The organism is Enterobacter sp. 186315 (assembly GCF_053290175.1).
In genome coordinates this window covers 1-821 of record NZ_JBPTTK010000065.1, presented here as the reverse complement: position 1 = coordinate 821, position 821 = coordinate 1, and the positions used below count along the sequence as shown (strand labels likewise).

The window sequence follows — 821 nt, the reverse complement described above, 5'->3', positions numbered from 1 at the left end:
GGCACTGTTGCAAATAGTCGGTGGTGATAAACTTATCATCCCCTTTTGCTGATGGAGCTGCACATGAACCCATTCAAAGGCCGGCATTTTCAGCGTGACATCATTCTGTGGGCCGTACGCTGGTACTGCAAATACGGCATCAGTTACCGTGAGCTGCAGGAGATGCTGGCTGAACGCGGAGTGAATGTCGATCACTCCACGATTTACCGCTGGGTTCAGCGTTATGCGCCTGAAATGGAAAAACGGCTGCGCTGGTACTGGCGTAACCCTTCCGATCTTTGCCCGTGGCACATGGATGAAACCTACGTGAAGGTCAATGGCCGCTGGGCGTATCTGTACCGGGCCGTCGACAGCCGGGGCCGCACTGTCGATTTTTATCTCTCCTCCCGTCGTAACAGCAAAGCTGCATACCGGTTTCTGGGTAAAATCCTCAACAACGTGAAGAAGTGGCAGATCCCGCGATTCATCAACACGGATAAAGCGCCCGCCTATGGTCGCGCGCTTGCTCTGCTCAAACGCGAAGGCCGGTGCCCGTCTGACGTTGAACACCGACAGATTAAGTACCGGAACAACGTGATTGAATGCGATCATGGCAAACTGAAACGGATAATCGGCGCCACGCTGGGATTTAAATCCATGAAGACGGCTTACGCCACCATCAAAGGTATTGAGGTGATGCGTGCACTACGCAAAGGCCAGGCCTCAGCATTTTATTATGGTGATCCCCTGGGCGAAATGCGCCTGGTAAGCAGAGTTTTTGAAATGTAAGGCCTTTGAATAAGACAAAAGGCTGCCTCATCGCTAACTTTGCAACAGTGCCT

1 protein-coding gene is annotated in these 821 nt (G+C 52.4%); it reads left to right on the top strand.

Features of this window, described 5'->3' with window-relative positions:
- Positions 1–63 precede the first annotated feature (63 nt).
- On the top strand, positions 64–768 hold the full coding sequence (locus ACSVHP_RS22965; protein ID WP_001067855.1) for an IS6-like element IS26 family transposase: 705 nt from the start codon (positions 64–66) through the stop codon (positions 766–768).
- Positions 769–821 lie beyond the last annotated feature (53 nt).